General features: G+C 69.8%; 18 protein-coding genes, 1 pseudogene and 1 other annotated feature. Of the genes and pseudogenes, 11 read left to right on the top strand and 8 right to left on the bottom strand.

Going from position 1 to position 23,403, the window contains the following annotated elements; genetic code table 11:
• Window positions 1–69 precede the first annotated feature (69 nt).
• The 5 genes and pseudogenes from QE452_RS17745 to QE452_RS17725 all read left to right on the top strand — a co-directional run bounded on the left by QE452_RS17745 (window position 70) and on the right by QE452_RS17725 (window position 5,359).
• Window positions 70–927, top strand: a complete 858-nt coding sequence (locus tag QE452_RS17745) for an HpcH/HpaI aldolase/citrate lyase family protein (protein WP_405052813.1) — start codon at window positions 70–72, stop codon at window positions 925–927.
• Between the two features lie 93 nt (window positions 928–1,020).
• Window positions 1,021–1,254 (top strand): hypothetical protein, encoded by a 234-nt coding sequence (locus QE452_RS17740; protein ID WP_309730451.1) that lies wholly within the window; start codon window positions 1,021–1,023, stop codon window positions 1,252–1,254.
• Between the two features lie 11 nt (window positions 1,255–1,265).
• Window positions 1,266–3,674, top strand: coding sequence for a ligase-associated DNA damage response DEXH box helicase (locus tag QE452_RS17735; protein WP_309660131.1), 2,409 nt, complete (start codon window positions 1,266–1,268; stop codon window positions 3,672–3,674).
• Between the two features lie 41 nt (window positions 3,675–3,715).
• Window positions 3,716–4,201 (top strand): RidA family protein, encoded by a 486-nt coding sequence (locus QE452_RS17730; RefSeq protein ID WP_309660019.1) that lies wholly within the window; start codon window positions 3,716–3,718, stop codon window positions 4,199–4,201.
• A gap of 26 nt (window positions 4,202–4,227) precedes the next feature.
• A pseudogene (locus tag QE452_RS17725) lies at window positions 4,228–5,359 on the top strand (GNAT family N-acetyltransferase).
• A gap of 26 nt (window positions 5,360–5,385) precedes the next feature.
• Here the strand turns inward: QE452_RS17725 and QE452_RS17720 are convergent.
• Window positions 5,386–6,999, bottom strand: a complete 1,614-nt coding sequence (locus tag QE452_RS17720) for a hypothetical protein (RefSeq protein WP_309660021.1) — start codon at window positions 6,997–6,999, stop codon at window positions 5,386–5,388.
• A 176-nt stretch (window positions 7,000–7,175) separates the two neighbouring features.
• Entirely contained in the window at window positions 7,176–8,984 is a 1,809-nt protein-coding gene (locus QE452_RS17715) for a DUF885 family protein (protein ID WP_309660022.1), read from the bottom strand.
• Window positions 8,985–9,257: 273 nt separating this feature from the next.
• Window positions 9,258–9,313, top strand: a sequence feature (sul1 is cis-regulatory element that is thought to sense ions involved in sulfur or methionine metabolism; They are found in Alphaproteobacteria).
• Between the two features lie 69 nt (window positions 9,314–9,382).
• Between QE452_RS17715 and QE452_RS17710 the strand changes: the two genes are divergently transcribed.
• On the top strand, window positions 9,383–10,876 hold the full coding sequence (locus QE452_RS17710; protein WP_309660023.1) for a SulP family inorganic anion transporter: 1,494 nt from the start codon (window positions 9,383–9,385) through the stop codon (window positions 10,874–10,876).
• Window positions 10,877–10,954: 78 nt separating this feature from the next.
• Window positions 10,955–13,483 (top strand): MGH1-like glycoside hydrolase domain-containing protein, encoded by a 2,529-nt coding sequence (locus tag QE452_RS17705; protein WP_309660024.1) that lies wholly within the window; start codon window positions 10,955–10,957, stop codon window positions 13,481–13,483.
• Window positions 13,484–13,500: 17 nt separating this feature from the next.
• Here QE452_RS17705 and QE452_RS17700 read toward each other — a convergent pair whose 3' ends face one another.
• The 5 genes from QE452_RS17700 to QE452_RS17680 all read right to left on the bottom strand — a co-directional run bounded on the left by QE452_RS17700 (window position 13,501) and on the right by QE452_RS17680 (window position 18,196).
• Entirely contained in the window at window positions 13,501–14,634 is a 1,134-nt protein-coding gene (locus QE452_RS17700; protein WP_309730573.1) for an acyltransferase, read from the bottom strand.
• Between the two features lie 120 nt (window positions 14,635–14,754).
• Window positions 14,755–16,128, bottom strand: coding sequence for a glutamate--cysteine ligase (locus QE452_RS17695; RefSeq protein WP_309660026.1), 1,374 nt, complete (start codon window positions 16,126–16,128; stop codon window positions 14,755–14,757).
• A gap of 85 nt (window positions 16,129–16,213) precedes the next feature.
• Complete coding sequence (locus QE452_RS17690; RefSeq protein WP_309660027.1) at window positions 16,214–17,209, bottom strand: glycosyltransferase family A protein; 996 nt, start codon at window positions 17,207–17,209, stop codon at window positions 16,214–16,216.
• Between the two features lie 82 nt (window positions 17,210–17,291).
• A complete protein-coding gene (locus QE452_RS17685) occupies window positions 17,292–18,038 on the bottom strand; it encodes a 16S rRNA (uracil(1498)-N(3))-methyltransferase (RefSeq protein WP_309660028.1) in 747 nt (248 codons plus the stop codon).
• Window positions 18,038–18,196 carry a hypothetical protein gene (locus QE452_RS17680; protein ID WP_164523518.1) on the bottom strand — a complete coding sequence of 53 codons (159 nt, stop codon included), beginning with the start codon at window positions 18,194–18,196 and terminating at the stop codon, window positions 18,038–18,040. Before QE452_RS17680 ends, QE452_RS17685 begins: the two co-directional genes overlap by 1 nt.
• Before the next feature lie 240 nt (window positions 18,197–18,436).
• Here QE452_RS17680 and ubiA point away from each other — a divergent pair, with 240 nt between their 5' ends.
• From ubiA to QE452_RS17665, 3 genes are read left to right on the top strand one after another with little or no spacing between them, the layout of a single operon-like run.
• Window positions 18,437–19,345, top strand: coding sequence for a 4-hydroxybenzoate octaprenyltransferase (gene ubiA / locus QE452_RS17675; RefSeq protein WP_309660029.1), 909 nt, complete (start codon window positions 18,437–18,439; stop codon window positions 19,343–19,345).
• 37 nt (window positions 19,346–19,382) lie between these two features.
• Window positions 19,383–20,741: a metallopeptidase TldD-related protein gene (locus tag QE452_RS17670; protein WP_309660030.1), complete on the top strand. Its 1,359-nt coding sequence runs from the start codon at window positions 19,383–19,385 to the stop codon at window positions 20,739–20,741.
• Complete coding sequence (locus QE452_RS17665; protein WP_125993573.1) at window positions 20,734–21,516, top strand: 3'(2'),5'-bisphosphate nucleotidase CysQ; 783 nt, start codon at window positions 20,734–20,736, stop codon at window positions 21,514–21,516. Before QE452_RS17670 ends, QE452_RS17665 begins: the two co-directional genes overlap by 8 nt.
• 71 nt (window positions 21,517–21,587) lie before the next feature.
• Here the strand turns inward: QE452_RS17665 and QE452_RS17660 are convergent, their stop codons facing one another.
• Window positions 21,588–22,985, bottom strand: coding sequence for a short-chain fatty acyl-CoA regulator family protein (locus QE452_RS17660; RefSeq protein WP_309660031.1), 1,398 nt, complete (start codon window positions 22,983–22,985; stop codon window positions 21,588–21,590).
• A 162-nt stretch (window positions 22,986–23,147) separates the two neighbouring features.
• Between QE452_RS17660 and QE452_RS17655 the strand changes: the two genes are divergently transcribed.
• A complete protein-coding gene (locus QE452_RS17655; RefSeq protein ID WP_164523519.1) occupies window positions 23,148–23,303 on the top strand; it encodes a hypothetical protein in 156 nt (51 codons plus the stop codon).
• Window positions 23,304–23,403 lie beyond the last annotated feature (100 nt).

Here is a 23,403-nt window from a genome sequence, read left to right as displayed (position 1 = left end):
CTGTATCATGCCGTCTTCGTGACGCTGTCACTTTCGGTAACCCCCTGGACCGACTAGATAGACTTCATGATGATGAAGCGCCGGTGTCGCACCGCCCTGTTTTTGCCCGCTTCGAACGCACGGGCGATAGAAAAGGTCCGCCATCTGGCCTGCGATACGGTGATCCTCGACTTGGAGGATGCGGTCGCCCCCGAGGCGAAGGCGGCGGCGCGCGACGCGGCGGTGGCGGTGGCGCATCAGGGGTTCGGCGACCGGCGGCTGGTGGTGCGCGCCAATGCGGTCGGCACGGTCTGGCATGACGAGGATCTCGCCGCGCTGGCCGGCGCGCCGGTCGATGCGGTGCTGCTGCCCAAGCTGGACGATGCCGGGTCTTGCGACGCGGCGCGGCAGGCGCTTGGAAAGAATGGCCCCGCGCTCTGGGCGATGATCGAGACGGCGCGCGGACTGATGGCGCTGCCCGCGCTCGCGGCGGGTGCGGCCACATGGCGGCTGGAGGCGCTGGTCGCCGGCACCAACGACCTGGCGCTCGACCTGCGCTGCCGCCCCGACGCGGCGCGCACGCCGCTGGTCCCGCATCTGGCGGCGATCGTGGCGGCGGCACGCGCGGGCGGGATGATCGCGCTCGACGGCGTGCTCAACGCGATCAAGGACGAGGCGCGGCTGGCGGCGGAATGCGCGCAGGGCGCGATGCTGGGCTTCGACGGCAAGACGCTGATCCACCCCGGCCAGATCGCCATCGCCCAGGCCGCCTTCGGTCCGACCGACGCCGAACTGGCCTGGGCCGCCCGCGTGGTCGCCGCCTTCGCCGCCCCCGAGGCCGATGGACGCGGCGCGATCGCGCTCGACGGCGCGATGGTCGAACGCCTCCATCTGGCGGAGGCGGAACGATTGCTGGCGGAGGCGGACACCCCGTCCAGCGCAAGCTAAATCCAGTCCCGATCGCCCGGGACACACAGGCTCGACCCGCCGACCGCGCCCTGGGCGTCGTCGCGCAAATGCTTGTCCCCGGATCGAAACCCATTGCCGCCGGGTTCAGGCGGCACGACATTCGGAGAATGGACGATGGGACAGGTGGAGAGCAACTGGCTGACGGGCAGCCTGTGGATGATCGTGGTGTTCGTCGGCGCGTTCGTGCTGTTCGGCGTGATCCTGTGGGCCCGCGCGAAGAACAAGGCGATCCCGCCCGAACAGGAGCGCCGCAGCGAACAGGCGACGCGCGACCTGTACCACAAGGACGAGACACCCCGATCCTGAACGACTCGCCCCTGACCGACCTTCCCGCGCCCCTCACCGCCTGGTTCGCTACGCGCGGCTGGCAGCCCCGGCGGCACCAGCGCGACATGCTGGCGGAGGCGCGGGCGGGCCGCCACGCGCTGCTGGTCGCGACGACCGGCGCGGGCAAGACGCTCGCCGGCTTCCTGCCGACGCTCGCCGAGCTGATCGAGGCCCCGCGCGACGGGCTGCACACGCTCTACGTCTCGCCGCTCAAGGCGCTGGCGGTCGATATCCAGCGCAACCTGGTCAACCCGATCGACGAGATGGGCCTGGATATCCGGGTCGAGACGCGCACCGGCGACACCCCCTCCGACCGCAAGGCGCGCCAGCGGGTCAAGCCGCCGCACATCCTGCTGACCACGCCCGAAAGCCTGTCGCTGCTGCTCAGCTATCCCGACAGCGCGACGATGTTCGCCGGCCTGCGCACGATGGTGGTCGACGAGGTCCATGCCTTCGCCACCGGCAAGCGCGGCGACCTGCTGGCGCTGGCGATGGCGCGGTTGCAGCGGATCGCGCCCGACCTGCGCCGCGTCGCGCTGTCGGCGACGGTGGCGGACCCGGACGGCTATCGCGCCTGGTTGGCCCCGGACGGCGACATCGACGCGGTGTCGCTGGTGCGAGGCGAGCCTGGCGCCGCCCCCCGCATCGAGATCCTGCTGCCGCAGGACCGCGTGCCCTGGGCCGGCCATTCGGGGCGCTATGCCGCCGAGCAGGTGATGGGCGAGATCGCCGCGCACAAGACCTCGATCGTCTTCTGTAACACGCGCAGCTTGGCGGAGCTGATCTTCCAGGATCTATGGAAGGCCAATGCGCAGGGCCTGCCGATCGGCGTCCATCACGGCAGCCTGGCGCTGGAGGCGCGGCGCAAGGTGGAGGCGGCGATGGCGTCCGGCCGGCTGCGCGCGCTGGTCGCCACCTCCAGCCTGGACCTGGGCGTCGACTGGGGCGATGTCGATTGCGTGATCCAGATGGGCGCGCCCAAGGGATCGTCACGACTGCTGCAACGCATCGGTCGCGCCAACCACCGGCTGGACGAGGCGAGCGAGGCGATCCTGGTCCCCGGCAACCGTTTCGAATATCTGGAGGCGCGCGCCGCGCTGGACGCGGTGGCGGCGGGCGAGCTGGACCCCGACCTGTTCCGTCCCGGCGCGCTCGACGTGCTGGCGCAGCATGTCATGGCCTGTGCCTGTGCCGGCCCGTTCCGGCAGGAGGATCTGCTGGACGAGGTCCGCTCCGCCCTGCCCTATTCGGCGCTGACCGACGAGACGTTCGACCGCGTGCTCGGCTTCATCCGCGACGGCGGCTATTCGCTGCGCGCCTATGACCGGTTCAAGCGGCTGGTGCAGGAGGCGGACGGGACGTGGCGCGTCGCCCATCCGAAGTTCGTCGCGCAGCACCGGCTGAACGCCGGCATCATCGTCGAGGCGACGATGCTGACCGTGCGCTTCCGCAACGGCCGCAAGCTGGGCAAGGTCGAGGAAGGATTCGCCGCGACGCTGAGCCATGGCGACACCTTCTTCTTCGCCGGGCTCAGCCTGGAGGTGGAGACGATCGACACCGAGGATCTGGTCGTCCGCGCCACCAGCCGCCCGGCGCGCATCCCCAGCTATGGCGGCAGCCGGATGCCGCTGTCGACCAGCCTCGCCGACCGGGTGCGGCGGTTCCTGGCCGATTCGTCCGAATGGCACCGCTTTCCGGCCGATGTCCGCGACTGGCTGGCGATGCAGGCCCGCCGGTCCCGGATGCCGGAGCCGGGCCAGTTGCTGGTCGAGACCTTCCCGCGCGAGGGGCGGCATTACATGGTCGCCTACAGCTTCGAGGGGTGGAACGCGCACCAGTCGCTGGGAATGCTGGTCACCAAGCGGATGGAGGCGCGCGGACTGAAGCCGCTGGGCTTCGTCGCCAATGACTACGCGCTCGCCTGCTATGGGCTGGAGAAGATCGAGGACCCCGCCGCCTTGTTCTCCGCCGATATTCTGGAGGAGGAATTCGTCGACTGGGTGCAGCAGTCGCATCTGCTGAAACGCGCGTTCCGCGAGGTGGCGGTGATCGGCGGACTGGTCGACCGCCAGCATCCCGGCAAGCGCAAGACCGGGCGACAGGTCACCTTCTCAACCGACCTGATCTACGACGTGCTGCGCAAATACGAGCCGACCCATTTGCTGCTCCAGGCCGCCTGGGACGATGCGCGGGCGCGGATGACCGATGTCGGCCGGCTCGCCCATCTGCTCGACCGCGCGGCGGAGACGATGGTGCATGTCGACCTGGAACGGGTGTCGCCGCTCGCGGTGCCGGTGCTGGTCCTGATCGGCCGAGAGCGGGTGTCGACCAATGCCGGCGACGACGCGCTGCTGATCGAGGCGGAGGCGCTGGCGGCCGAGGCGATGGCGGCGACCTGAGGGGGCTTGACCGGTCGCGCGGGCAAAGGCACCTCCCGGCCATGACCGACCATATCGCTCGCAAGCTCGAAGAGCTGGGCCTCACCCTGCCCGAGGCCGCTGCTCCCGTCGCCGCCTATGTCCCCGTCGTCGAGGCGGGCGGGCTGCTCCATGTCTCCGGCCAGTTGCCGTTCCGCGACGGCCAGCTCGTCACCGGTCGGCTGGGCGACGGCGTTTCGCTGGAGGATGGCCAGGCGGCGGCGCAGGCCTGTGGCCTCATGATCGTCGCGCAGCTCAAGAAATATCTGGGCGGCGACCTGTCGCGCGTGGCGCGGATCGTGAAGCTGGGCGTGTTCGTCAATTCGACCGGCGACTTCACCGACCAGCCCAAGGTCGCCAATGGCGCGTCCGAACTGATGGTCGCTTTGTTCGGCGATCATGGCCGCCATGCCCGCTCGGCGGTCGGCGTGCCGGTGCTGCCGCTCGGCGCGGCGGTCGAGGTCGATGCGATCGTGCAGGTCGGCGAGGCGCTGCCCCTTCCGGCCTGACCCTCCGATCCCTAGATCGGGCGGTAATGACCAGCATCACCGCCCGCCTGGCCGACGGCGTCCGCCAGATCGCCGCCGCCGATTGGGATGCCTGCGCCGGCAGCGCCAACCCGTTCGTCGGCCATGCTTTCCTGACCGCGCTGGAGGAATCCGGCGCAGTCGGCGGACGCAGCGGCTGGCAGCCCCTGCCGATCATCGTCGACGGCGATGACGGCCGCCCCGCCGCCATCGCCCCGGCCTATATCAAGGCGCACAGCCAGGGCGAATATGTCTTCGACCATGGTTGGGCCGATGCCTGGGAACGGGCCGGCGGCGACTATTACCCCAAGCTCCAGATCGCCTCCCCCTTCAGCCCGGTGCCCGGTCCCCGGCTGCTGCTGCGAGATCCTACCCTCGCCCCGGCGCTGATCGGCGCGGTGCAGGCGGTGGTCGACCAGAACGACCTGTCCTCCCGCCCATGCCACCTTCCTCGACGAAGCGCAGGTGCCGCTGTTCGAGGCGGCGGGATGGCTGATCCGTCAGGGCGTGCAGTTCCACTGGACCAATCGCGGCTATCGCAATTTCGACGGCTTCCTGGACGATCTCGCCAGCCGCAAGCGCAAGGCGATCCGCAAGGAGCGCGCGGCGGCGGTGGAGGGGCTGACGATCCGCCACCTGTCCGGCGACGCGATCCGGGCGGAGCATTGGGATGCCTTCTGGACCTTCTACCAAGATACGGGCAGCCGCAAATGGGGGACGCCCTATCTGACCCGCGCCACCTTCCCGCTGCTCGGCGAGACGATGGGGGATCGCGTGCTGCTGATCCTGGCGGAGCGGGACGGCGTGCCGATCGCCGGCGCGCTCAACCTGATCGGCGAGGATACGCTCTACGGCCGCTATTGGGGCTGCACCGAGGAGGTGCCCTTCCTCCATTTCGAGCTCTGCTATTACCAGGCGATCGAGGCGGCGATCCTGCGCGGCCTCCAGCGCGTCGAGGCGGGCGCGCAGGGCGAGCACAAGCTGGCGCGCGGCTATGCGCCGGTGCCGACCTGGTCGGCGCATTACATCCCCCATCCCGACTTCCGCCGCGCGGTCGCCGCCTTTCTGGAGCGCGAACGCCAGGGCGTCGCGGCGGACGCCGAATATTTGGAGGCGCTGACCCCGTTCAAACGGGGGTAGCCGCCCCCGCCCGGTCATGGCGTCGTTTACCTAGCGACCGGCCTGGGCCGCCGCTTGACTAGCGGCGGCGGGGGCGGCGGCTGGGTCCGGTCGTCGACCCGGTAGAGATAGTTGGTGCCGTTCTGCCAGATCAGCGACAGCCCCTTGAGCTGCTTGTGGTCGAAGCGCGGTGGGCTGATCAGATAGACATAGTCGAAGGCATTGCGCGGGAACAGCTGGAGCGCATAGCCCAGCGGCCGCCACCATTCGCCCCGGCAATAGCGATCGGTGACGATCTGCGACGGATCATGCGCGAAGCCGCGCGCCGCCGTGTAGCGCGCGGTCAGCTGCTGCGCGCCGGCCATCGACCATTGGTCGTTGGTATAGGCCAGCTTGCGCTCCAGCAGCAGGCCGGGGACATGCTCCAGCCGCGTATAGGTCCAGTCGTCATAGCAGCGCCGCCCGACGAAGCTGACCACGCGCGCGCGCTCCGGCAGCACGTCCAGCACCGCCAGGGTGCGGTCATAGGCCTGGGCATAAAGCGCGAAGCTCCACGTCGTGCCGACCAGCCGCGCCGCGTAGAACAGGAGGCCCAGCGTCGCCAGTATCGCCGCGTCGCGCGGCTGGCTGCCCCGCTTGGGCCGAAGCGCGATCAGCAGGATCGCCAGCACGAAGGGCGCGAGGCGCATGTCCGCATAGGCCGAGCCGAACACGATACGCGGCAGCAGCAGATAGACCAGGAACAGGAACAGCGCCGACAGGCCCAGGTTGCGCGAATACTCGATCCGGTCGTCGCGCACGCCCTTGAGCAGGATGATCAGCAGGATCGTCGTGGAGGCGATGTCCCATGCCAGCCAGCGGTCGCGCAGCACCATCATCATCCACTGGATCTTGGCGCGCCAGTTGAAATAATCGGCGGTGACCCCGGTGACGTGATCGCCCGACCGCCACACCACCATCATTACCAGCGGCAGGGCGAGCGGTACGCAGCCCAAGCCGGCGCGGATCCAGCTTTCCAGCCAGTGGCCGCCCCGACCGTCCTTGCGCAGGTCGTGCTGGCGGATCATCTCCGCCGAGAAGGCCAGCACGCCCAGCACGCCCCAGCCATAGGTATGGCATACCCAGAGGGCGCAGCTGAGCGGCACGAAGACGATCGCCCGGAACATCAGCCGCCCCTGTCGCGCCAGCCGCAGCCACCAGGCGAACAGGTTGAGCGCGATCGCCATCGACAGGGCGAAGTTCACGAAGCCGAACTGGATCGGGTAGCAATAGGCCAGCGGCAGCGCGAACAGCGCGGTCGCGGGGATGCGGCCATGCACCTCGCGCGCGATCCACAACAGGCCAGTGACGATCAGGAAGGGGATCGCCATCACGATCAGCTTCACCGCCAGCTCCAGCCCCATCAGGGGGGCCAGCGGGATGATGAGCAGGTCGATGCCCAGATTGCCGATCAGCGACCAGCGAAAATCATACCATTGGTTCAGCCACGGATTCTCCGCCATGGCGAATTGGACGCGGTAGCGCCCCATATGCCCGGGCAGATCGACCAGTGGCGGGATGGTGGGCCACCAGAGCGGGATCGTCGCGGCGATCGCCATCGCCACCACGAACCACCGCGTCTGCCACCAGTTCAGCTTTTCCCCCGACATGAAGGTCAGCATTACGGGCGCAGGTCCCATCAGGCAACTAGGTGGGGCGGGCTGCCCGGATATGGTGATGCGCTACAGTCTCGCCGTCACAGGCGCGGCGAAGCGACCCGGAGCAGTCACGCTCAGGACCGTGGATCGCCGCGCCGCACGCGCCGCGACGGCCGGGGTCGGGGAAGCCCCGAACGGCCTCACCCCCGCTGCGCCGCGATCCGCTCGTCGATGCGGCGCTCCAGGATGGTCAGCGGCATCGCGCCTTCCTTCAGCACCTCGTGGAACTGCTTCAGGTCGAACCGGTCGCCCAGCGCCGCCTCGGCCTTGGCGCGGGCGCGGGTCCAGGCCATGTGGCCGACCTTGTAGCTGCACGCCTGCCCCGCCTGGGTGCAATAGCGCTCCACCTCGCGCAAGGTGCGCGGGCGGGCGAAGCCGGTGGTCGCGACCATATAGTCCGTCGCCTGTTCGCGGCTCCACCGCTTGGCGTGGAGGCCGGTGTCCACCACCAGCCGCGCGGCGCGGAACAGGAAGGATTGCAGATAGCCCGCCCGCTCCAGCGGCGTCGCATAGGCGCCCAGCTCGTCGGCCAGCTGCTCGGCATAGAGCGCCCAGCCTTCCGAATAGGCGGAGAAGAAGCCGATCTTGCGAAGCGTCGGGATGTCGCGCGATTCCTGCGCCAGGCTGATCTGCAGATGATGGCCGGGCACGCCCTCATGATAGGTGAGCGAGGGCAGCGTGTATTTCGGCCAGTCGCCGACATCCTTCAGATTGACGAAGTAGATGGCCGGGCGCGACCCGTCGAGCGAGGCGCGGTTGTAATAGCCGTTGGCCGCGCCGTCCTGGATTTCCACCGGCACCGCGCGGATCTCCAGCGGCTGGGTCGGCACCGTCGCGAAGGCCCGGGGCAGCCTGGCGTACATCCCTTTCACGCCTTCGTTCAGCCCGGCGAGCAGCGCGGCGCGGCCGGCCGCGTCATTGGCGTAGAGCTGGTCCGGCCGGACGTTGAGCTTGGCCAGCCGCTCGCCGACGCTGCCGTCGCGCAACCCCTGCGCCTTCAGGATCGTGTCGAGCTGGCCGCTGATCTCCGCGACCTGCGCCAGGCCCAGCCTGTGCACCTCGTCCGGAGTCATGGTGGTGGTGGTCGCCTGCGCCAGCGCCATGGCATAGACCGCATCGCCCTGCGGGATGCGCCAGATGCCATCGCCCGCCTGCGTCATCGGCTTCAGCTTCTCGATCAGCGCGATCTGGCGGTCGAGCGCGGGATAGATTTTGTCGGAGACGATGCGGCTGGCCCGCGCCTGCCAGTCACCGGCCAGCCCCTTGGCGGCGGCGCGGCGGACGAGCGAATCGACCATGGTGGCGGTGGCGGCGGGCTGGCGCCGCAAGGCGCGCATCTGGCCCAGCGTCAGGTCGAGCGACCAGCCGGGCGCGAGCAGTCCGCGCTGGGCCTCCGCGGCCTGCATCGCGCTGTCCTGGTCGAGCGCGGTGGCGAACTGCTCCAGCCGCGACAGATAGGCCTCGGCATCGCTCGCCTGGTTGATCGTGTGCGCGGTGTTGAGGAAATCGGGGACCGAGAAATAGGCGCCGCCCTGCTGGAAGATGCGATAGGGGCGGATCGCGCTGTCCATGCCGAACCGTTCGGCCGAGGCGATCTGCGTGTTCAGCGAATAGCGCACCACCTCCAGATTGAGCGTCGCGGCGGGCGACAGGCCCTTCGCATCGAACGCGGCGAGCCGCGCCAGTGCCGCCTTGGTCCGTGCGACATCCTCCGCCCGGCGCACGGCGGTGCGGGGCGACAGCTGGCGCTTGAGCGGCGCGAGCGCGCCCTTGTCGAGGCCCAGCGACGTGGCCATTTCCGGCGAATGCGCGACGGCATCCTGGAAGATGCGCTCGAACGCGGCGTTCAGCGCGGCATCGCCACCCTGCGCCAGCGCGGTGCCCGGAACCAGGCCGGTGCCGATCGCGGCAAGGCCGCTGGTGGCCAGGAACTGACGGCGGTCGAGCATGATATCCCCCTGAATGGCTTATCGATTTCGCGGAGGGTGTAGCGGTGTGAATGGGGCCGGCGCTAGGGGGTCTTCTGCCTTCTTGTTCCCCGGCGAAGGCCGGGGCCCGGTTGGGGGAGGCTGGTGACGACGCGCAGCGCTCCGGTACAACCACCTTTCCAACTGGGCCCCGGCCTTCGCCGGGGAACATCATCGGGTTACCCGTTTCCCACTCAACAAGCCTCCTGACCCTTGCCCCGCCCCGCCTCCATCCTGTAAGGGCCCGCTCATTCGCATGGACCCGGTGCAATTCCGGGTGGCTCTTCCGGCCGCCGATCCGCCGGACAACCTCAATCGCGCCATTCCAATGTCCGGTGACCCCGATGGGGCACGGCGGGCGCGTGTTGCGGATATCTTCCATGACCCATCTTCTTTCCACATACCGGACCCAATGGTTCGTCGATCTCGGCGGCGTGCGCCGCGATCTGCTCGCCGGCCTGGTCGTCGCGCTGGCGCTGATCCCGGAGGCGATCGGCTTTTCGATCATCTCCGGCGTCGATCCGCGCGTCGGCCTCTATGCCTCGGTGGCGATCGCGATGGTGATCGCGCTGGTCGGCGGGCGGCCGGGCATGATCTCCGCCGCCACCGCCGCCGTGGCGGTGGTCGTCACGCCGCTGGTACGCGATCATGGCGTCTCCTACCTCTTCGCCGCGACCATCCTGATGGGGCTGATCCAGATGGCGGCCGGGCTGCTCCGGCTCGACCTGCTGATGCAGTTCGTGTCGCGGTCGGTCATCACCGGCTTCGTCAACGCGCTGGCCATCCTGATCTTCCTGGCGCAGGTTCCGCAACTGACCGGCGTGACCTGGCACAGCTATGCGCTGGTCGCGGCCGGTCTGGCGATCATCTACCTGTTGCCGCGCCTCACCACGCTCGTCCCCTCGCCGCTGGTCGCGATCCTGCTGCTGGCGGCGGTCAGCATCGCGCTCGGCCTGCCGGTCCGCACCGTCGGCGACATGGGCCGGTTGCCGGAGGGGCTGCCCAGCCTGGCGCTGCCCGACGTGCCGCTGACCTGGGAGACGCTGCGCATCATCCTGCCCTATTCGCTCACCATGGCGGCGGTCGGCCTGCTCGAATCGCTGATGACCGCGCAGATCGTCGACGACATGACCGATACGGACAGCAACAAGCGGCAGGAATGCCTGGGCCAGGGCACCGCCAACATCGCCGCCGCGCTGGTCGGCGGCATGGGCGGATGCGCGATGATCGGCCAGTCGGTGATCAACGTCACCTCGGGCGGGCGCTTCCGCCTGTCGACCTTCACCGCCGGCGCGGTGCTGCTGGTGCTGCTCACCGGGCTGGGACCGGTGGTCGGGCGAATCCCGATGCCGGCGCTGGTCGCGGTGATGATCATGGTGTCGATCGGCACGTTCAGCTGGAATTCCATCCCCAATCTCCGCCGCCATCCGCCGACCTCCTCGATCGTCATGCTGGTCACCGTCGCGGTGGTGGTGGCGACGCACGACCTCGCGCGCGGCGTGCTGGCCGGCGTGCTGCTGTCCGGCATCTTCTTCGCCGGCAAGGTCCGCCGCCTGTTCGCGGTCGAGCGTATCGCGGAGGGCGACACGACCACCTACCGGGTCACCGGGCAGATCTTCTTCGCCTCGGTCGACCGCTTCACCCGCGCCTTCCGGAGCGACGAGCCGGCGCGCGTGGTGGCGATCGACGTGTCCGCCGCGCATTTCTGGGACATCTCAGCGGTGGGCGCGCTCGACACGATCGTCGCCCGGTTGCGCCGCGACGGTCGGCAGGTGACGGTGACCGGCTATAACGCCGCCAGCGCCGATCTGGTTGACCGCTTCGCCCGTTATGACAAGACCGGCGTCGAGCTGGGCCTGGCCCCGCACGGATAGGAGCGCTTTGCATTTCCCGCCTGATCGCCGGTAGAGCAGAGGGCAGAAGGCGACACGATGCGCCCATGGGAGAGTGATATGCAGGTTCCGCCCCTCGGCCTTGGATGGCGCGCCCTCGGCCTGGTGTCGCTCGCGGCGCTGGCGACCGGCGCGGCGGCACAGCAGGAACAGGTGACGACGGTGCCGCCCTATCCGAACGGCGGTGGCCCGGCGGAGACGGTGGCGAGCGCCGCCACCGGCACGCCGGGCGCGCGCCGCTTCACCTGGTCGACCAGCCAGCCGCAGCGCGACGACGGTCCCCAGCGGCGCACCGTCACCGAGGGCACCGGCCCCTATGTCGCCAGCGGCAGCGACCGGTTCGACGCGCTGTTCGCGCTCGCCATCGACGATGCGCACCAGGCCTCGGTCGAGGCGATCAAGGACGATGCCTATAATGGCGGCCGCCCAATCGCCTGCCATTGTTTCGAGACGGGTTCGCAATGGCATTATGTCTGGACGCGCGACCTGTCCTACGCGCTCGACCTGGGGCTGGCGGCGATCGATCCGGGCCGCGCGGTCGACAGCCTGATGTTCAAGACTAGCGACATCCGCGCCGGCGTCGCGGTCCCGCCCGAGATCCCGGCGGCCTCGCGTCAGATCGTGCAGGACACCGGGTCGGGCGGCAGCTGGCCGATCAGCACCGACCGCACCGCCTGGGCCCTGGGCGCGGAGCGGACGCTGGCCAATCTCGACGGCCCCGCGCGCGACCGGTTCGCGCGGGCCGCGCTCACCGCGCTCACCGGCACCCTGGAGGCGGACCGGGTCGCCGCCTATGACCCGCGCGACGGGCTCTATGGCGGCGAGCACAGTTTCCTCGACTGGCGCGACCAGACCTATGCGCCGTGGATCCTCGACGACCTGTCGGCGATGGCACAGATGAAGGGGCTGTCGACCAACATCCTCCACTATCGCGCCCTCCGCCTCGCCGCACGGCTGGCAAGCGAGCAGGGGCAGGCGGCGCTGGCCACGCGCTATGACGGCTGGGCCGGCAGCTTGCGCGGTGCGATCGCGCGTGGCTTCTGGGATGCGAAGGCGGGGCTGTTCGCCACTTATGTCAGCGCCGATGCGACGCCCTACCCGATCGCCAAATACGACCTGCTCGGCAATGATCTGGCGATCCTGTCGGGGATCGCCGACGCGGCCCAGGCGCGCACCATCCTGTCGCGCTATCCGTTCGCGCCCTACGGCCCGCCCGTCGTCTGGCCCCAGGCGCCGGGCCAGTTCGTCTACCACAACCGCGCGCAATGGCCGTTCGTCACCGCCTATACGCTGGCGGCGGCGGCGCGGGCGGGCCATGTCGCCGCCGCCGACCGCAGCCTGGACGCGCTGATGCGCGGCGCGGTGCTGCACTTGTCGAACATGGAGAATCTCGAATGGCTCACCGGCCGTTCACGCTTCGACGACGGGCCGGAGATCAATGCCCGCCGCCAGCTCTGGTCGGTCGGCGGCTATATCGGCGCGGTCACCGCCACCCTGTTCGGCTGGCATCCGGAGGCGGACGGCGTGCGCGTCACCCCGTTCCTGACCACGCATATGCGCACATTGCTGGGGCCGGGCGACACGGCGACGCTGGCGCGGCTCGACTATGCCGGCCGGCCGATCGCGATCACGCTTCGCCTGCCGCCCCGGTCGGCGGCCGGCGGCGTCTATCCGGTCGCGCGCATCCTGCTCAACGGCCGCCCCGCCCCCGTCCGGATCACCACGCGCGATCTGTTACCGGGCGAAAACCGGATCGAGGTGACGTTCGGCAAGGCGCGACGCTCCGCCACGCGCGTCGCCACCGTGGCGGCGATCCCGGCGACCAGCCATGACGATCCCCGCGCCTTCATGCCCGCGACGCCGGGCCTGACCGCCAACGCCCAGGCGGACGGCGTGCGACTGGCGATCACCGGCCCCACCCCCATCGCCCCGGTCCGCTACACGCTGCTGCGCGACGGCCGACCAGTGGCGCGCGACCTGCGCGCGACCGGCTGGACCGATCGCGGCCGCGATCCCGAACGCACCGCCTGCTACAGCGCGATCGCGACCTTCACCGGCAGCGGCCTCGCCTCGCAACCCTCGGCAGCGGCCTGCGTGCGCGGCCGGTCGGCGCAGACGATCGCGATCGACGACCCGCGCCTCTCCGGCACCGGCCGCCGCTTGCCCGCCGGGGCGGACGGGGTGGCGGAACCCACCTTGCTGCTCGGCACGGGGATGCGGGCGAGCATCGCCGACGTGACGATCCCGCGCGCCGGCACCTATGCGATCAGCCTGCGCTACGACAATCATGTCGGGCCGCTCAACACCGGCATCACCAACGGCGTGAAGCGGCTGACCCTGACCGGCCCCGGCGGCCGTACCGGCGGGATCGTCCAGATGCCGCATATCCGCGGCATCGGCGACGCGCATCCGTTGCGGGCCTCGACCCGCGTCTATGTCACGCTGCCCGCCGGCCGATACCGGCTGGACCTCAGCGACTTCCTCAACATGAGCGCGCTCGCCGCCAACGCCACCTACAAGGGCGCGGGCGGCCCCGACGGCCCGGTCAACGCCGTGCGGATCGCCGCGGTGATGATCGACCCGGTCTGATCGACGATGGCAGTTTCCTATCGCCCGCGCGCATCAGGATGAAGCCGCCATGATGCTGAGCGTGCAAACCAGATAGGAACTTGCTTCGCCAAGTGTCGCGCCAGCATAGACGAGGGGCGTTCGATCCAGTGATGAAATGCCATTGCGAAGGGAAAAACAAGCGACACGGACAGGAGGGTCCCCATCCAAGATGGCGCATGACCGTCCATCAACCTGACAACGCTGATCAGAACCAGCATGTGCGTAAGATACAGGCTATAGGATATTTGCCCAAGGAAGCTGGTCGCTCTGCCCAGGAGAAACGAAGGTGTAGCCGCGTCGGACAGGCACAGTGACAGGATGATACACGCCCCCACCCCTTGCAGCAAAAGCCACAATAGATTTGCCGGGCCACTTATCCACCCCACCTGAAATGGCGGAAAGCATAGCAATCCCACGCCTAAAATCCATGCAATGGCGATCGATCGCGGCGACCGGGCATCAATCCATGCCGATACACTCTTGGCGTTGATTGCTATCAGCGACCCCGCAACGAAAAGTGATACATATTGCATCGAAGTGAGGATGGATCGCACTATGAAACGATCCGTCAAGTGGATCGCCCAACTCGCTATAATCAATAAGATCAAAGTTGCCGCACATGTTTCCATCGGGCGCAGGCGCAATCCAACGACGAAAAACGGGAGGATAAAGGCGATCCGCATTTCGTGGAAAAGGCTCCACGCCGGATTGTTCAGCGTATCCTTGGCACCCGTCATCAACAAATGATGCAGGACCAGCATGCCGCTGACCGGGTCGCTCCAGCTATAGTTGAACCAGCCGGTCACGTCCCGCAGCGGGTCTTGCCCCAGCAAGCCGCATAAGATTACAGCAATAACAATCGATGCCGCGAAGGGCATCCAGATCCGGATGCACCGACTAACGATATAAGGTAGATACTCTCTGCCCAGTGAAGCGCTTGGCGCAAGAACCAACCCGCTCAGCACGAAGAAAAGAATGACGGCAGGCGGCCCCGCAACCAGCATGCGTAGCGGTGATGCAAACAGCCATGATGGCTGATGGGCCGTCGCCGTGATGGTCAAGCTCACATGCCATAGCAACACTATGACAGCCGCGATTCCCCGCACCGCATCCAATGAGCGTATCCGCATCCATGCCCCCCCGGCCATGTAAAGCATGCCGGAAGCGCCGGCGACCGGAGGCGCAAATATCACATCATAGTCGTCGTTGAAACGACCAGAACTTCAGTCCTTGTGGTTCCGACAACGAAGTCAGAAACTCTCCTCGGCATAGACGCGCGACACGTCGCCGCCCCAGATGCCGTGATAGCGGTCGAGCAGCGACTGGGCCGGCACCACGCCGCTGCGCACGATCTCGCGCAGGGGATCGAGGAAGCCGGTCTCGTTCTCGCCCGCCGCGTTGAGCCGGCCGCGTGCCGCCAGGCCCTGATGCGCGATATCGAGCACTTCGCTAGCGATGTCGCGCAGGCGCCCCCCGCCCGGCACCGGCGCGTCGAGCGCCAATGTCGGCACCGCGTCACGCAGGGTCTGGCGCTCCTCCAGCGTCCAGTGCTTCACGAGATTCCAGGCCGCGTCCAGCGCCCCCTGGTCATAGAGCAGGCCGACCCACAGCGCGGGCAGCGCGCAGATGCGGTTCCACGGGCCCCCATCGGCGCCGCGCATCTCCAGGAAGGTCTTGAGCCGCACCTCGGGAAAGGCGGTGGAGAGATGGTCGGTCCAGTCGTCCAGCGTCGGCTTCTCGCCCGGCAGCACCGACAATTCGCCCTTCAGGAAGTCGCGGAACGACAGGCCGGCGGCGTCGATATAGCGTCCGTCGCGATAGACGAAGTACATCGGCACATCGAGCATATAGTCGGCGTACCGCTCATAGCCGAAGCCGTCCTCGAACACGAAGGGCAGCATGCCGGTGCGCGCCGGATCGGTGTCCGACCAGATATGGCTGCGATAGGACAGCTTGCCGTTGGGCTTGCCCTCGGTGAAGGGCGAGTTGGCGAACAGCGCGGTGGCGAGCGGCTGGAGCGCCAGACCGACGCGGAACTTCTGCACCATGTCCGCTTCCGACGCATAGTCGAGATTGACCTGGATGGTGCAGGTGCGCAGCATCATGTCCAGGCCCATCGAGCCGACGCGCGGCATGTGCCGGCGCATGATGTCGTAGCGGCCCTTGGGCATCACCGGCAGGTCGGCGCGCGCCTTGTCGGGCCACATGCCCAGGCCCAGAAAGCCCAGGCCCAGCCGCTCGCCCGCTTCCTTGACCTGCGCCAGATGCCGGCCGGTCTCGGCGCAGGTCTGGTGGAGATTGTCGAGCGGCGCACCGGACAGTTCGAACTGGCCCGCCGGCTCCAGGCTGACGCTGCCGTCCTGGCCGCTCAGCGCGATCACCGTGTCGCCCTCGGTCACCGGCTGCCAGCCATGCCGGGTCAGGTCGGCGAGCAGATCCTTGATGCCGCCCGGCGACGCATAGTCCGGCGCGCTGTGATCGGCGGTGCGATAGACGAATTTCTCATGCTCGGTGCCGATCCGCCAGCGTTCCGCCGGTTTCTCGCCGCGCGCGAAGCTGGCGATCAACTGGTCCCGCGATTCGATGATCGGCGAGCGCTTGGGTTCGGCGGTCTTGGTGGTCATGGCGGGCCCTTACGCGCGCGTGAAGGCGGACGCCAGCCGGGATTGAAGCGATCCCGATCCGCCGTCGCGCCGCAGGTGATTTTTCCTATTGCGCCAACAGTTTGTACAGCCCCAGCTTGGCCGCCACCGCCCGCAGCCGGAACTTGCGGTCGAACTTCTGGCGGGTGAAGGGCTGATAGGGGCGGACCGGCGTCGGCGCGGTCAGGTCGGCGGGATGGTCGAACAGGCCGGCGCGCTCCGCATCGACCAGCCAGTTCTTGGCGACGCCGCCGGCATGGAGGCACTTGGCCGATTGCAGGTTCAGGTCGCGCAGCATCGCCACGCCGTCGCGCCCCATCTTGCGCCGCAGCCGCACCGACACGCTGTTGGCGAAGCAATGCCAGGCGGTGGGATCGAAATAGCCGCCGCCCTCGCGCATCGCCAGCGCCGCCCATACGATCGACTCGACGTGCATCGACCAGGTGGGCAACGCCGCGTCGCCCAGCTCGACCAGCAGTGTCTCCAGATAGGCCCAGTCGATCCCGCGCACCTGCGCGACGCCGATATCGGTATGGTCGGCGAGCGCCACCTGCCGGTCGAACGCGGTCTCGACCACCTCCTTCGGCAACAGGCAGTTCGGCCCCTGCCACATCAGCAGCACGCCGCGCGCCGGCGCGGGCTCGAAGGTGAAGCGGTTGGGGAAATAGACGTCGGGATCGATGATGACGACAGGCCGGCCCTCATCCACGACCAGCGCGGGATCGGTGATCTTGCGCCAGCAGGGATGGCCATTGCGGAACCGGCGCACCGCCGGCTGTCCCGCCAGCCGTTCCTCGGCGATGGCATCCACCGCCGCTTTCCCGACGACGCTCCAGGCGCTGTGGCGCGGGGCATCGACCTCCGCCAGCGCGGCGCTGATCGCGGCGACGTCCTTGTCGCCATCGGTGACGACGATCAGCTCGATCGGCTCGGCGACGTTGCGGATCAGGCTGGCCAGACACGCCTTGGCATAGCGCAGCGACCCCGCGCCCATCACGCAGACCACGGCGCGCCGTTCACCCGTGCCCGTCCCCGAGCCGCTGTTCGTCGTCGCTGCGGTCATGTCTGTCGTCCTGCCCGTTCCCGTTGTGCGGGTGTCTGCCCGGTGCGGCCGCCCCGTGCAAGCGCCTGCGGACGATCGAAAGTCACGACCGCCAGTCGCCCGCCGCCGCCATCCACAGCGCCACCGCCGCCGCCGCCGCCGTGTCGGCGCGCAGGATGCGGGGGCCGAGCGCGATGCCGACCGCCGCCGGATGCCCGCGCACCGCCGCCCGCTCCTCCGCGTCGAAGCCGCCCTCCGGCCCGATCAGGATCGCCGCCGGGCCGGGCCGCGCCGCCATCGCCTGGAACGCCGGCTCCCCGCCCGTCTCGTCGGCGAAGAACAGCGCGCGCTCCGCCGGCCAGTCGCGCAGCAGGGCGGGCAGCTTCACCGGTTCGGCCAGTTCGGGCAGCGCGGTGCGGTCGCATTGCTCCGCCGCCTCGACCAGATGCGCGCGCAGCCGCTCGCCATTGGGCTTGTCGACCACGGTGCGCCGGGTGACGACCGGCACCAGCCGCGCGACGCCCAGCTCGCACGCCTTTTCCGCCATCCAGTCGACCCGGCCCTTCTTCAGCGGCGCGGCGCACAGCCACAGGTCGGGCACCGGCTCGCGCGGGCGGAGCAGCGTCTCGACGGTGAGCGTCAGGTCGCGCTTGCCGGCATCGGCCACGGTGGCGAGCCATTCGCCGGTGCGGTCGTCGAACAGCTTGACCGGCGCGCCCGGCTTCAGCCGCATGACCGACAGCAGGTAATGCGCCGCCGGTCCGTCGATCCGGCGCGGACCGGCGGCGAGTGCGTCGTCGACGAACAGCCGCGGCGTCGATTGGGGTGGCCAGGCGGGGGTGGCGGGCATCAGCGTCTCCGGCGGAGCAGGCGGCGACCGATCCACCAGAGCGCCGCCGCCGCGACGACCGCCAGGATCGCCGCGCCCGCCACCGCCCCGGCGACGCGGAAGATCGCCCAGAACAGCGCCTCGACGAAGCGCCCGACCGCGACCGACAGGCCGATCAAGAGGATGCGCGCCGAGGCATGATGCGTCCCCGGATAGCGACGGATCGGGGGTGCGCCAATGGCGGAGGCGCGGGCGTCTCAAGATGCCTGGAGCACCAAGAGCGTGCGCCACCCCGGCGGAGGGCGGGACGGGCGGGTTCGTCCGCCTCCCCCGCCCCCGTCCCAGCATCGCGTCTTCGCACGGCCGTTACCGCTTCCCGGCAAGGTGACGCCGCGCGCCGGCTGCGATAAGGCCGCGTGATGACCATCGGCATCGTTCCCGACAGCGAGCATCGCGGGCTCGTCGCGCGCCTTCCCGCGACCTTGCGCGGCCTCGCCCTGCTGGCCCGGTTCGACCGGCCGATCGGCTGGTGGCTGCTGTTCTGGCCCGGCGCCTGGGGCGTGGCGCTGGCCGGCGGGGCGGCGACGCGCTGGCCGCTGATCCTGTGGATCCTGGCCGGGTCGATCGCGATGCGCGGCGCGGGCTGCGTCTATAACGACATCATCGACCGCGATCTCGACGCGCAGGTCGCGCGCACCGCCGCGCGGCCGATCCCCAGCGGCCTCGTCTCGCTGCGCACCGCCTGGCTGTGGCTGGTCGCGCTCAGCCTAGTGGGGCTGGTGGTGCTGGTGCAGCTCCATCCGCTCGCCGCCGGGGTCGCGCTCGCCAGCCTGGCGCCGGTCGCCGCCTATCCCTTCATGAAGCGGATCACCTGGTGGCCGCAGGCGTGGCTGGGGCTGGTCTTCTCCTGGGCGGCGCTGGTCGGGTGGAGCGAGACGGCGGGCGACCTGTCCGCGCCGATCTGGTGGCTCTATCTGGGATCGATCCTGTGGGTGATCGGCTATGACACCATCTATGCGTTGCAGGACCGGGAGGACGATGCGCTGATCGGCGTCCGCTCCTCGGCGCTGCGGATGGGCCGGCGGGTGCGCGGCGGCGTGGCGGGCTTCTATGCCGGCGCGCTTCTCGCCTGGGCGCTGGCGATCTGGAGCGTGCGGCCCGATCCGCTGGCGGTCGCGGCGCTGGCCCCGGCCGGCCTGCATCTGGGCTGGCAGGTCGCGACGCTGCGGCCCGACGACGGCGCGGGCGCGTTGGCCCGGTTCCGCAGCAACCGCTTCACCGGGCTGCTGCTGTTCCTCGCCTTTCTGGTGGTCGGCCTCAGCCGTTAGGTTGCGCGAGCGCAGACCCGCGCTTAAGTCCACGGGCATGTTGTCCCCCGACCAGGCGCGCGACCGCGCCCAAGACATCGTCGCCCGCGCCACCGCCGCCGGGGCCGATGCCGCCGATGCCGTGTTCGCCGCCGACAGCGCACTGGAGATTTCGGTGCGGCTCGGCAAGCTGGAGGATGTCGGCCGGTCGGAAAGCGCCGAGCTGGGCCTGCGCGTCTTCGTCGGTCAGCGTTCGGCGAGCGTGTCCACCTCCGACCTGTCCGACGCGGCGCTGGACGCGCTGGTCGAACGCGCCGTCGCCATGGCGCGCGAGGCGCCAGAGGATCGCTGGGCCGGCCTCGCGCCCGCCGAGCGGCTGCTCCACGGCGCGCCGCCGCAGCTCGACCTGGACGATCAGGCGAACGGCCAGGGCGAACCCTCGCCCGAAGCCCTGCGCGACCTGGCGCTGGCGGCCGAGGATGCGGCACGGGCCGTGCCCGGCGTCACCAACAGCGAGGGCGGCGGGGCCAGCACCTCGCGCAGCCTGTGGGCGCTCGCCACCTCGACCGGCTTCGCGGGCGCCTATGCCGCGACCGGATACGGCCTGTCCGCCAGCGTGCTGGCCGGCGAGGGCAGCGGGATGCAGCGCGACTATGCGCATCACGGCGCGCGCAAGCGCCAGCATCTCGACGGCCCCGACGCCATCGGCCGCGAGGCGGGCGAGCGGGCGGTGGCGCGGCTCAATCCCGGCCGCCCGACCAGCGGCGCGATGCCGGTGGTATTCGACCCGCGCGTCGGCGCCTCGCTGATCGGCCATCTGATCGGTGCGATCGGTGGCGCGGCGATTACCCGCCGGACCAGTTTCCTGCTCGACTCGCTGGGCGAGGCGGTGCTGCCCGCCGGCCTGTCGGTGCGCGACGACCCGCATCGCCCGCACGGCCTGCGCTCGCGCCCCTTCGACGGCGAGGGGCTGGCGGTGTCGCCGACCGCGATCGTCGAGGACGGGGTGCTGGAGACCTGGCTGCTCGACTCCGCCGCCGCGCGCCAATTGGGGCTGGAGCCGACCGGCCATGCCAGCCGCGGCATCGGCGGCGCGCCCGGCGTGTCGACCAGCAACCTCTATCTCGACGGGGGCAAGCTGCCGGTCGAAACGTTGATCGGCGACATCGCCGAGGGCGTCTATGTCACTGAATTGATCGGCATGGGCGTGAACGGCGTCACCGGCGACTATAGCCGGGGCGCGGCCGGCTTCCTGATCCGGAACGGCGAGATCGCCGCGCCGGTCGCCGAGTTCACCATCGCCGGCAACCTGAAGGACATGTTGCTGGCGATGACCGCCGCCAACGACCTGCGCTTCCGCTACGGCGTCAACGTCCCGACGCTGCGGATCGACGGGATGACGATCGCGAGTGCCTGACCGCTATCTCCTGGAGGCGGCGGTCGATATCGCGCGCGAGGCGGGTCAGATGGCGCTCGCCCGCTGGCGGACCGATTTCCGTCGCTGGGAGAAGGAGCCGGGCAGCCCGGTCTGCGAGGTCGACCTGGATGTCGACCGGATGCTGCATGCGCGCCTGTCGGCGCTGCTGCCCGACGCCGGCTGGCTGTCGGAGGAAACGGCCGACGCGCCCGACCGGCTGGCGCAGGCCCGCGTCTGGGTGGTCGATCCGATCGACGGCACGCGCGACTATATCCGGGGGCGCGACGGCTGGTGCGTGTCGATCGCGCTGGTCGAGAATGGCCGCCCGGTCTTCGCGGTGCTCGACGCGCCGGCCCGGCGGGAAAGCTGGGTGGCGAAGGCGGGCCGCGGCGCATGGCGCAACGGCGTCGCGCTGGCGGTGGGCGATCGGGTGGAACTGGCGGGCACGCGGGTGCCGGCCGATGCCCTGCCCAAGGCGGATCGCGACTTCGTGCTGGTCGACAAGCCCAATTCGATCGCGCTGCGCATCGCCATGGTCGCGGCGGACGAGGCCGATCTGGTCGCGACGTTGCGCTGGGGCAATGAATGGGACATCGCCGCCGCCGTGCTGGTCGCCAGCGAGGCCGGCGCGGGCGTGTCCGACGCGCTGGGCCAGCCCCTGTCGTTCAACAAGCCCGATCCGCGCGCCTTCGGCGTATTGGTCGCCGCGCCCGGCATCCAGCAGGCCGCCATCGCCCGGCTGGACGAGCGCGCCCGCACCCTGTCGGCCGGATAAAGGCTGATCGATCCTGCTTTTCGCGCGACGACGCGAAGACGCAGGTCTTGCGCCTCGGCGCCCATCCACCGTCACCCCTCCGCGAAGCGATAGGGTGACAGGCCGCGTTCGCGATCCTGCACGATCCGCGCCCGGCCGGCGGGCGGGGCGGAGCGTTGCGGGCAATCGGCGCGCAGGCAGGCGCGGCACCCCAAGCCGATCGGCGTCGCCGCGCCCGCCGGATCCAGCCCGCGCGCCGCGTGCAGGCTGGCGGCCTGCGCGGCGGCGACGCCCAGGCCGATCGCATATTCGGCCGGCACTGCCTCCGGCCCGACCGTCGGCGCGCCCGGCGCAGGCGTGCTGCGCGTCAGCGTGATCCAGCGTGCGCCATCCTCCAGCTCGACCAGTTGCACCCCCGTCGTGCCCGGCCGGTCGAAGGCGTGGTGCAGCCGCCACAGGGGGCAGCGCCCCGCCGCCTCGACCAGCACCGCGCCGCTCGCCCCCGCCAGCCGCTCGGCCACCTGTCCCGCCCGATCGATACGGATGAGGAAGAAGGGCAGGCCGCGCGCGCCGACGCGCTGCATGGTCGTCAGCCGCCGCGCCACCTGGTCGAAGCTCGCCCCGAACCGCCGCTCCAGGATCAGCAGGTCATAACCGCTCGCCTCGCAGGCGCGCAGGAAGCGGGCATAGGGCATCATCACCGCGCCCGCAAAATAGCCGAGCAGATGCTGGCGGAACAGCCGCTCCGCCGTCCGGTCGGCAAAGCCCGCGCCGCGCGCCAGGGCGTCGATCTCGGTGCGCGCCTCGACCTGCCCCAATTGGTGCGCCAGTGCGAATATCCGCTCGGCCGGAGCCAGCCGCTCGCTGAGCTGGAGCTGGCGGGCGTGCAGGTCGAGCCGGCGGAGCAGGTCGGGCAGCACCTCGACCGGCAGGATGCGGATCGACAGGCCGTGGCGGACGCGCAACCGCTCGACCAGCGCGCCGTACAGGTCCGCGCCGCTCAGCCGCAATTCGTCGGCCAGCGCCTCGGCCATGGCGTCGAGATCGGCGAAATGGTTGCGCCAGCGGTCGATCTCGCGCCGGGCGAGCAGCATCGGATCATCGTCCTCGCCCCCGCCCGATGCGCCGCCGCCACCGATCCGGTCGAAGGCGCGGGCGAAGGCCTCCGCCCCGCCCGGCGCGGCCGCCAACCATTCCTCCACCTCGTGCCGGTCGATCGCCAGGTCGGCGAACAGCGGATCGGCCAGCCGCCGCCGGATCGCCTCCGCCCCGCCGCCCGGATCGCCACCGCCCAGCCCGCGCGGGTCGAAGTCGAACCGCTCCGCCATCGCCACCAGCAAGGCGGCGGGCAATGCGCGTTGGTTGCGCTCGATCAGGTTCAGATAGCTGGGCGAGATCGCCAGCATCTCCGCCATCGCCGCCTGGGTCAGGCCGGTGCGGCGGCGCAGGCGGCGGACCGCATGTCCGGCGAAAAGCTTGTCGCGCGCCATCCCGCATCCTGTCGATAAATTTACAAACTGACGGATCATAGCGCGCCCCGGCCGACGCCGCGACACGATTCCGGATCGATACAGGCTGAGCAGCGGTGATTCGGTGGATTACACCACAATCTATCCGGCGGACTGATCCGCCAGAGCGAAGGAGGATTTCCGATGCCGAACGAACCGCAACGCAGCCGCGCCGTCTTCTCGACGGAGGATTTCAGCCTGATGAAGGAGGCGGTTGCCGATTATGTCCGCCGCATCGCCGACGACCCGCGCTCGGTGAAATTCTCCAATCTCTACCACCGGCTCGGCCGGCTCGGCTGACCTCTGTCCTTCCCCCGCCCCGGCGAGGGCCGGGGTGGTGCAGGGTCGTGGGTGGGGTCGCTCCCCCGTCGCCATCGCCCATCTCCGCCCACCTTCCCCA

Origin of the sequence: Sphingomonas sp. SORGH_AS_0438, from assembly GCF_031453475.1 — a bacterium.
Lineage (GTDB): Bacteria > Pseudomonadota > Alphaproteobacteria > Sphingomonadales > Sphingomonadaceae > Sphingomonas.
Note: the sequence above shows the minus strand (reverse complement) of the source record. Positions and strands in the feature narration are given on the sequence as shown.